This is a genomic window from Streptomyces sp. C (assembly GCF_000158895.1).
Lineage (GTDB): Bacteria > Actinomycetota > Actinomycetes > Streptomycetales > Streptomycetaceae > Streptomyces > Streptomyces racemochromogenes.
The window spans coordinates 1,331,307-1,340,308 of sequence record NZ_GG657750.1; the positions used below are offsets into that span (position 1 = coordinate 1,331,307).

The following is a 9,002-nucleotide window of genomic DNA, read 5'->3' on the forward strand; positions in this document are numbered from 1 at the left end:
CGCGCCCGCCCCGCCCGCCGAAGGGCCCACCCCCGAAGGGCGGCCCGAACGGACCGAAGGCGGCGCGCAGGCCCCTGAACTCCTCCCGACGGTCCGGCCCGCAGTGGCCGTGGCCCCGTCCGCGGTCGTGTCCGTGGTCGTACTGTCCGCGTGAACGCATCACTGCGCTCCTTTCGTCATCCCTGCCATGTCCGTCATGCCAGTCGTCGTTTCGACTTCTTCACTATCGCTGATCCATCGCGATGCGTCAACGATATATCGGAAACTATCGCCGACTGTCGCCCCGTCCCTGGCCCTGACCAGGCCAGTCACCCCGGATTGGCCTTTGTCCGTACGCGGAGAACCCCCCTACGGTCGGCCCCATGCGCATCCGAATCGTCGACGCCTTCACCGACCGCCCCTTCCAGGGGAACCCCGCCGGAGTCCTGCTCCTCGACGGCGGCTTCCCCCCGGACGCCTGGCTCCAGCAGGTCGCCGCCGAGGTGAACCTCTCCGAGACCGCCTTCGCCCACCCGCTGCCGCCCGGCGGCGACGCCGACTGGGCCCTGCGCTGGTTCACCCCGGCCGCGGAGGTGGACATGTGCGGTCACGCGACCCTCGCGACCGCGCACGTCATCGCCGCCGCCGGCCTCGCCCGGGGCCCGGTCCGCTTCGCCGCGCGCTGCGGGATCCTCACCGCCGACGTCGCCGGGGACGGGACCGTCACCATGGACTTCCCGACCTCGTCCCTGACCCCGCTGGACCCGGTCCCCGCGGTGGAACGCGCGCTGGGAGCACCGGCCAAGTCGTTCCACGACACCGCCGAGCACATCGGCGACCTGCTGGTGGAACTGGCCGACGAGCGGACCGTGCGCGAGCTCGCGCCCGACCACGCGGCCCTGCGCGCCTACGCGCGCCGCGGGGTCATCGTCACCGCACCGGCCGAGGACCCCTCCCGCGGCTACGACTTCGTCTCGCGCGGCTTCTTCCCCGCCGTCGGCATCGACGAGGACCCGGTGACGGGCAGCGCCCACACCGCGCTCGCCCCCTTCTGGGCGGCGCGTCTGGGCCGTACCGAGCTGACCGGCCTCCAGGGCGGGACGCGCACGGGCCTGGTCCGGGTCCGCCTCGCGGGCGACCGCACCCTCCTGACGGGCCGCGCCGTCACCGTCCTCGACGGCGAACTGCTCACCGCCCCCTGAGGGCTACGGCGTCGGCAGCCAGCCGACCTTGCCCGCGAGCAGGGCGTACCCGCCGAAGGCCACGACGTCGAGGAGGGCGTGCGCGACGACCAGGGGGCCCACCCGGCCCCAGCGCCGGTAGGCGAGGACGAAGACGACGCCCATCACCGTGTTGCCGATGAACCCGCCGACGCCCTGGTAGAGGTGGTACGAGCCGCGCAGCAGGGAGCTGGCGAGCAGCGCGGCGGCCGGCGACCAGCCCAGCTGCCCGAGCCGGCGCAGCAGGTACGCCAGCACGATGACCTCCTCGACCACGGAGTTCTGCACCGCGGAGAGGATCAGCACGGGGAACTTCCACCACACGTCGGGCAGGGCCTCCGGCACCACCGTCAGGTTGAAGCCGGTGGCCCGGGCCGCGAGGTAGAAGGCGAGCCCGGCGCTGCCGATGCCGGCGGCCACGAGCGCGCCCCGGGCCAGGTCCGGGCCGGGCCGGGTACGGTCGAAGCCCAGCACCCGCAGCCCGGGCGCGCCCTCGCGGGTCAGCAGGTGCGCGACGAGCAGTACGGGGACCAGCGCGGTCGCGATCCCGAACAGCTGCCAGGCCAGGTCCAGCCACGGCCGCCCGGGCGCGTACGAGCCGTTGAGGGTGGCCGCCTGGTCCTTGAGCCCGCCCGGCTTGGTGAGCGAGCCGATGAAGCTGATCAGCGCCGAGACCCCGCTCGCGCCCAGCGACAGCGCGAGCACGAGCAGGGTCTCGGTGCGCAGGACCCGGCGCCCGTCCTCGCGCAGTTCCACGACCACCGGCTCCGGCTCGACCCGCACGCCTGACTCCCGTCCCGTTCCGACCACCACCCCATACTGCCTCCTCGGCGGCGGGAGCGGATCGGCGGGAGCGGATCGGCAGGCGGGGCAGCGGGCGGAGCAGCGGGCGGATCGGCGCAGCGGGCCGGCTCCTCAGCGGCGGACCGCCCGGGTGGCGTCCACCTCCTGTTCCTCCAGGCCCACGGGCCAGGTGTGCACGGGGTCGCCCTTGTGCATCAGCTCGCTGTAGCGCCGGGTGGTGGCCGCGAGGGCGGCGTCGCGTTCCAGTCCGCCCGCCAGGGCGCGGTGGTACGTCTCCACCTGCCAGGTCGCCCCGTTCACCCGGCGCCGGCACCGCTCCTCGATGATCCCGAGGTAGTGGTCCCGGTCGGCGGGTTCGATGCCCCAGGCGTCCAGCCCGGCCGCGGCCATCGGCAGCAGCTCGTCCAGCACCAGCCGCACCGCGGGCACGCTCACCAGCCCCCCGGCCCGGCCCTTGCGCGGCCAGCGGATCCGCGCGTCGATCCCGTACCGGCAGGCCGCGTCGAAGTTGGCCTCCGCCTCCGCGAAGGACATCCGGGTCCACACGGGGCGCGGCTCGTCCGCGAGGGTCCGTACGAGTCCGTAGTAGAAGGCGGCGTTGGCGACGACGTCGGCCACGGTGGGCCCGGCGGGCAGGACCCGGTTCTCCACCCTCAGGTGCGGCACCCCGTCGGCGACCCCGTAGACGGGCCGGTTCCACCGGTAGACCGTGCCGTTGTGCAGGACCAGCTCCTGCAGGCTCGGCACCCCGCCCTCGGCGAGCACCCGCAGCGGCTCCTCCTCGTCGCAGATGGGCAGCAGGGCGGGGAAGAAGCGGACGTTCTCGGCGAACAGCTCGTACACCGAGTCCACCCACCGCTCCCCGAACCAGGTCCGCGGCCGCACCCCCTGCGCCTGGAGTTCCGGCGGCCGGGTGTCGGTGGCCTGCGTGAACAGCGGCGGACGCGACTCGCGCCACAGCTCGCGCCCGAACAGGAACGGCGAGTTGGCCCCCACCGCTATCTGTACGGCGGTCACCGCCTGCGCCGCGTTCCACACGTCGGAGAACCGGGCCGGGGTGACCTGGAGGTGCAGCTGTACGGAGGTGCAGGCGGCTTCCGGCACGATCGAGCCGGTGTTCCAGGTCAGCCGCTCGACCCCCTCGATGTCGAGCCGGAAGTCCTCGCCGCGCATCATCAGGATCTGCTCGTTGAGCAGGGAGTAGCGGTCCACCGCCGAGAGGTTGGCCAGGGCCAGGTCCGCGCGGGAGATGGTGGGCAGGATCCCGATCATCACGACGCCCGCATCGATCTCCGCGGCCTGCCGGTGGGCGTAGTGGAGTCCCGCGCTCAGTTCTTCGGAGAGCTGGTCGAATACCCTCCCGTCGAGCCGGTGCGGGAGTACGTTCACCTCCAGGTTGAACATTCCGAGTTCGGTCTGGAAATCCGGGCTCGCAATCCGCTCCAGCACCTGCGCATTCACCATGCGCGGCAAACCGTCGGCACCCGCGAGATTCAGCTCGATCTCCAGCCCCATCATGTTCTTCGGGCGATCGAACCTCTTCTCCGCCAGAAGCCGCTCCAGCCCCTCCAGGCACTCGTGAAGCTTCCTCCGATACCGATGCCGATCGGACAGGTCGAATCCGCCTGCCACGACCTTCTCCCCCATCGAAGCGTCCCTCCTCGAGTGGGCCAGGCCCGGTCCCCCCGGGCGCACGTCACGGTCGATGATGCCCAGGCACCGTGATCCATAACGCGGGGCGGGGTGGCCTTGGCGGGGAGCGCGCGCCGGTACGGCGCGAAGGGCGCTCCGGCACATTCGCCTGGCAACCCGCGGAACGCAATTTCCCGTTGGCCTTTGCCGATTCCCGATAGCCGAAGGTTTCAAGCCGAGCACCCTTGGGGTAACCTCCGAGGTCAGCGCGGCATGTCCGCGTGTATCCGGCATGAATACCATGGCAGCGGGACCGGAAGGCGCCTTGCCGGCAATAGGCGGGACGGCTAGCCGAAACACTGCGTGAACACATGTCGTATAAACTCCGCAAACGAGGCAGAGAGTTGGCGCGCGGCCATTGCCCCAAAGCCCACCTCTGACCCCAGAATGCGACAGCGCCGTCCGCACTTTCCCCCGCACCACAGGTCTCCCAAGTGAGAGGCGACCCACCATGCCGCTGCATGTTCCCCCGGCTCCCGCGCCCGCCCTGCGCAGCGTCCTCGCGGCACTAGGTTCTCCCACCGCCGTCCACGAGGCACACACCCCGGCCCTGCGCTCGGTCCAGGGCCCGCTGACCGCCGAACTCCCGCTCCCGGTCCACGTCCTCGACCGCCTGAGCGTGTCCGGCCACGCGGCCGGCGGCCGCCCGCCCCGCACCCGCCTCACCGGCTGGCGGTTCCTGATCCGCAGCGGCGACCGCTTCGTCGCGGCGGCCGACACCCGGCTGACCCCGGACGGCTGGGCCTTCTCCCACTTCTTCGAGGGTCCCTACGTCGCCGCGACCGAACGCGCCCTCCGCCAGGCGGAGTCACTCGGCAAGAGCTACCAGCCCAGGCTGCTGTCCGTACCTGAGCTGTACATGCTGACCCTGTGGCTCCACGGGGCGGTCGGCGCCGACGCCGCCGCCGGCCTCCCCGCCGCGGCGGACCTGCTGGTGCCCCTGGCTCCGGCCCCGCCCGGGATCGCGCCCTTCCGGCCGCACCCCGTCTCGGAGCTGCTGCCCGTCATGATCCACCGGCTGACCCCGGCGGCCCCACCGGTCCCGCCGACCCTCGCCGCCCCGGCGGCCTGATCCGGGTGACCCATTCGGCCTAGTCCGCTCGGGCCAATGCGAACCACCCGAAATGACAGGGGAGTTGGCCTGAACCGCCCGCACGGGTGATGCGTCCTCATTCCAAGAGGACAGCTGCCGGGAAATACCTGCGAAGCAGCCGTCCTGGGGGAACACTGAGGACATCCTCCCCGCAGGTGCGGGGACGACCCAGGGGGACGGCCATGAACCACGCATCGAGCCGTAGCGAACAGACCACACCGCAGCGAAAGAACCCATCCATGTGCCAGCACCAGCCCGCCTGCCCGTCATCAGAATCCGCCGACCGGGAGGCCGCGCGCCCGGTGGCCAACCACCCGGAACAGGGCTGGAGCCTGCTGTGCAACGGCGTCCTGCTCTTCGAGGACACCGGTGAGCTGCTGCCGGACGGACAGATCATCGCCCCGCACCGCCCGCTCGCGGCGGCGTGACAGGGACCGCACGGCAACACCGCACGGACACCGAAGGGGCCGGTCCCGGAGCTCGAAGCTCCTGGACCGGCCCCTTCAGCGTTTCCCCACCGCATCAGCGGCCGGGCTCAGTTCTCGTACTCGTCCAGCGGCGGGCAGGAGCAGACCAGGTTCCGGTCGCCGAAGGCGCCGTCGATCCGGCGCACCGGCGGCCAGTACTTCTCGGCGGCCACGACCCCGCCCGGGAAGACGGCCTCGTCGCGGCTGTACGGGTGGTTCCACTCGCCGCCCAGCGCCGCAGCGGTGTGCGGGGCGTTGGCGAGCGGGTTGTCGTCCACCGGCCACTCGCCGCCGGCGACCCGCTCGATCTCGGCGCGGATGGCGATCATCGCGTCGCAGAAGCGGTCGATCTCGACGAGGTCCTCGGACTCGGTCGGCTCGATCATCAGCGTGCCGGCCACCGGGAAGGACATGGTCGGCGCGTGGAAGCCGTAGTCGATCAGGCGCTTGGCAATGTCGTCCACGCTCACGCCCGTGGCCTTCGACAGCGGGCGCAGGTCGATGATGCACTCGTGCGCGACCAGGTTGCCCGGACCGGTGTAGAGGACCGGGTAGTGCGGCTCCAGGCGCTTGGCGATGTAGTTGGCGCCGAGCACCGCCACCTGGGTGGCGCGCTTGAGGCCCTCGCCGCCCATCAGGCGGACGTACGACCAGGAGATCGGCAGGATGCCCGCCGAGCCCCACGGGGCGGCGGAGATCGGGCCGACGCCCGTCTCGGGGCCGGCGGTCGGCTGCAGCGGGTGGTTCGGCAGGTACGGGGCCAGGTGCGCCCGGACACCGACCGGGCCGACGCCCGGGCCGCCGCCGCCGTGCGGGATGCAGAAGGTCTTGTGCAGGTTCAGGTGCGAGACGTCGCCGCCGAAGTGGCCCGGCTTGGCCAGACCCACCAGGGCGTTCAGGTTGGCGCCGTCCACGTACACCTGGCCGCCGGCCTCGTGCACCTGGGCGCAGATGTCGGCGACGTGCTCCTCGAACACACCGTGCGTCGACGGGTAGGTGATCATGAGGACGGAGAGCTCGTCGCGGTACTGCTCGATCTTGGCGCGCAGGTCGTCCGCGTCCACCTCGCCGTCGTCGGCGGTCTTGACGACGACGACCTTCATGCCGGCCATCACGGCGCTGGCGGCGTTGGTGCCGTGCGCGGAGGACGGGATGAGACAGATGGTGCGCTGCTCGTCGCCGTTCGCGCGGTGGTAGGCGCGGACGGCCAGGAGACCGGCGAGCTCGCCCTGGGAGCCGGCGTTCGGCTGGATGGAGACCTTGTCGTAGCCGGTCACCTCGCAGAGACGTTCCTCCAGCTCGTTGATGAGCGTGAGGTACCCCCCGGCCTGCTCGACCGGGGCGAACGGGTGCAGCTGGCCGAACTCGGGCCAGGTCACCGGCTCCATCTCGGTGGTCGCGTTGAGCTTCATGGTGCAGGAGCCCAGCGGGATCATGCCGCGGTCCAGCGCGTAGTCCTTGTCCGAGAGCTTGCGCAGGTAGCGCAGCATCGCGGTCTCGGAACGGTGCTGGTGGAAGACCGGGTGCGTCAGGTACGCGTCAGAGCGCAGCAGCCCCTCGGGCAGCGTGTCGGCGGTGACCGCGTCCAGGGCCTCGACGTCGGCGGTGACGCCGAAGGCCGCCCAGACCGCTTCGAGGTCGGCGCGGGTGGTGGTCTCGTCACAGGAGATCGACACGTGGTCGGCGTCGGCCCGGTACAGGTTGACCCCGCCCTCGCGGGCGGCGGCGACGACCTCGGCGGCCTTGCCGGGCACCTTGGCGGTGACGGTGTCGAAGAAGGCGCCGTGCGCCACCTCGACCCCGCCGGCCGTCAGGCCCGCGGCGAGGACGGCGGCGTAGCGGTGGGTGCGGGCCGCGATCGTCTTCAGGCCGTCCGGGCCGTGGTAGACGGCGTACATGCCGGCCATGACGGCGAGCAGCACCTGCGCGGTGCAGATGTTGCTGGTGGCCTTCTCGCGGCGGATGTGCTGCTCACGGGTCTGCAGGGCCAGGCGGTACGCCTTGTTGCCGTCCGCGTCCACGGAGACGCCGACGAGGCGGCCGGGCAGCGAGCGGGCGTGCTTGGCCTGCACGGCCATGTAGCCGGCGTGCGGGCCGCCGAAGCCCATCGGGACGCCGAAGCGCTGGGTGGTGCCGACGGCGATGTCCGCGCCCAGCTCGCCCGGGGAGGTCAGCAGGGTCAGGGCGAGCAGGTCGGCGGAGACGGTGACGATCGCGCCGAGCTCGTGCGCCTGGTCGATGACCGGCTTGATCTCGCGGACCGCGCCGGAGGCGCCCGGGTACTGGAGCAGCACGCCGAAGACACCGCGCTCGGCGATCTCGGCGGGGATGCCCTCGGAGAGGTCGGCGACGACGACCTCGACGCCCGTGGGCTCGGCGCGGGTCTCGATCACGGCGATGGTCTGCGGCAGCGCGTCGGCGTCGACGAGGAAGACCCCGCCCTTGACCTTGCCCACGCGGCGGGCCAGCGACATGGCCTCGGCCGCGGCGGTGCCCTCGTCCAGCAGGGAGGCGCCGGAGGTCGGCAGGCCGGTGAGGTCCGCGACGAGGGTCTGGAAGTTCAGCAGCGCCTCCAGGCGGCCCTGCGAGATCTCCGGCTGGTACGGGGTGTAGGCCGTGTACCAGGCCGGGTTCTCCATGACGTTGCGCAGGATCACCGGCGGGGTGAAGGTCCCGTAGTAGCCGAGACCGATCATCGAGGAGAGCACCTGGTTGCGGTCGGCCAGCGAGCGCAGCTCGGCCAGCACCTCGGCTTCGGTGCGGGCCTCGGGCAGGTTCAGCGCCTCGGCGGTCTTGATCACATCCGGTACCGCGGCGGCGGTCAGCTCGTCGAGGGAGCCGTAGCCCACCTGGGCGAGCATCTTCGCCTGCGCTTCGGCGTCCGGGCCGATGTGGCGCTGCTCGAAGGGGATGCCCCGCTCGAGCTGGGAGAGCGGAATGCGGTTGGCGGTCATAACGGAGGCCTCCTGGTCGTATGACCTGCGAGGGGCACCACGGCGCGGGCACCCGGACGGCCTCCCCCTCTGTCATCTCAACCTGAGAGCTTCACCGGAGTCGCGGGGTTCGCCCGAGAGCTCCGGCTTTCACCGTCGGTGAGGGGAAGGGACCGGTACTGCGGGCCCGGCACACCTGCCCCTGCTTTCCAGAGTGGCCTCGTCACGTGCGGTACGTATGCCTGAGAGATTCCGGGGAGGATTTGCTCCTTCGGCGCCTCCGTCGTACTCACTCGGAGGACTCTCCCGCACAGGGTCAACAGCCGTCACCCAGCCTACCAGCGAGGATCTCGACCCTCCCTCGAGTGGCCCCCACTTCGAATATGCCCTTCTGTAGTCATTACGGATGAGCTGTGCATCACCGCGACCGTACGGAGGGACCGTGCAGACCGACATCGATCCCCGCAGCCTGATCGGCCGCAAGGCGTTCGACCGCAACGGCGCCAAGATCGGCACCGTGGACGAGGTCTACCTCGACGACGCCACGGGCGTCCCGGAGTGGGCCGCGGTCCGGACGGGCCTCTTCGGCCGCGACGCCTTCGTCCCCCTGGAACCCAGCGAAGTGGTGGACGACGCCCTGCGCGTGCCCTTCGAACGCTCCCTGATCAAGGACGCCCCCGACTTCGGGGTCGGCCGCCACCTCTCCCCCGAGCAGGAGCTCCAGCTCTACCACCACTACGGCCTGGACGTGGCCCTCCCCTCCGACTTCCAGCGCCCCCACCCCCAGGACAGCCCCTGAAGGGTGTGGCGAAAG

At 71.6% G+C, this 9,002-nt stretch carries 7 protein-coding genes and 1 riboswitch; of the genes, 4 read left to right on the forward strand and 3 right to left on the reverse strand.

Translation table 11 applies throughout. The annotated features are described in order from the left end of the window. The first annotated feature begins 362 nt into the window (after positions 1-362). Positions 363-1,181 (forward strand): PhzF family phenazine biosynthesis isomerase, encoded by an 819-nt coding sequence (locus tag SSNG_RS05840; RefSeq protein ID WP_007262881.1) that lies wholly within the window; start codon positions 363-365, stop codon positions 1,179-1,181. Positions 1,182-1,184: 3 nt separating this feature from the next. Here SSNG_RS05840 and SSNG_RS05845 read toward each other — a convergent pair whose 3' ends face one another. Beyond that, positions 1,185-1,982, reverse strand: a complete 798-nt coding sequence (locus SSNG_RS05845) for a CPBP family intramembrane glutamic endopeptidase (RefSeq protein ID WP_007262882.1) — start codon at positions 1,980-1,982, stop codon at positions 1,185-1,187. A 132-nt stretch (positions 1,983-2,114) separates the two neighbouring features. After that, entirely contained in the window at positions 2,115-3,650 is a 1,536-nt protein-coding gene (locus SSNG_RS05850) for a glutamate-cysteine ligase family protein (RefSeq protein WP_007262883.1), read from the reverse strand. A 496-nt stretch (positions 3,651-4,146) separates the two neighbouring features. On the opposite strand from SSNG_RS05850, the gene SSNG_RS05855 reads away from it, so the two are divergent. Beyond that, a complete protein-coding gene (locus tag SSNG_RS05855) occupies positions 4,147-4,767 on the forward strand; it encodes a hypothetical protein (protein WP_007262884.1) in 621 nt (206 codons plus the stop codon). A gap of 260 nt (positions 4,768-5,027) precedes the next feature. Further along, positions 5,028-5,216, forward strand: coding sequence for a DUF5999 family protein (locus tag SSNG_RS05860; RefSeq protein WP_007262885.1), 189 nt, complete (start codon positions 5,028-5,030; stop codon positions 5,214-5,216). Between the two features lie 107 nt (positions 5,217-5,323). Here SSNG_RS05860 and gcvP read toward each other — a convergent pair whose 3' ends face one another. After that, on the reverse strand, positions 5,324-8,209 hold the full coding sequence (gene gcvP / locus SSNG_RS05865) for an aminomethyl-transferring glycine dehydrogenase (RefSeq protein ID WP_007262886.1): 2,886 nt from the start codon (positions 8,207-8,209) through the stop codon (positions 5,324-5,326). A 199-nt stretch (positions 8,210-8,408) separates the two neighbouring features. Further along, positions 8,409-8,507, reverse strand: a riboswitch (glycine riboswitch). Positions 8,508-8,630: 123 nt separating this feature from the next. Here gcvP and SSNG_RS05870 point away from each other — a divergent pair. Next, on the forward strand, positions 8,631-8,987 hold the full coding sequence (locus SSNG_RS05870) for a PRC-barrel domain-containing protein (protein WP_050779555.1): 357 nt from the start codon (positions 8,631-8,633) through the stop codon (positions 8,985-8,987). The last annotated feature ends 15 nt before the right edge of the window (positions 8,988-9,002 follow it).

Coding starts and splice junctions, on each gene's coding strand:
- SSNG_RS05840 (WP_007262881.1), top strand. CDS start 363: ATGCGCATCCGAATCGTCGACGCCTTCACCGACCGCCCCTTCCAGGGG.
- SSNG_RS05850 (WP_007262883.1), bottom strand. CDS start 3,650: ATGGGGGAGAAGGTCGTGGCAGGCGGATTCGACCTGTCCGATCGGCAT.
- SSNG_RS05855 (WP_007262884.1), top strand. CDS start 4,147: ATGCCGCTGCATGTTCCCCCGGCTCCCGCGCCCGCCCTGCGCAGCGTC.
- SSNG_RS05860 (WP_007262885.1), top strand. CDS start 5,028: ATGTGCCAGCACCAGCCCGCCTGCCCGTCATCAGAATCCGCCGACCGG.
- gcvP (WP_007262886.1), bottom strand. CDS start 8,209: ATGACCGCCAACCGCATTCCGCTCTCCCAGCTCGAGCGGGGCATCCCC.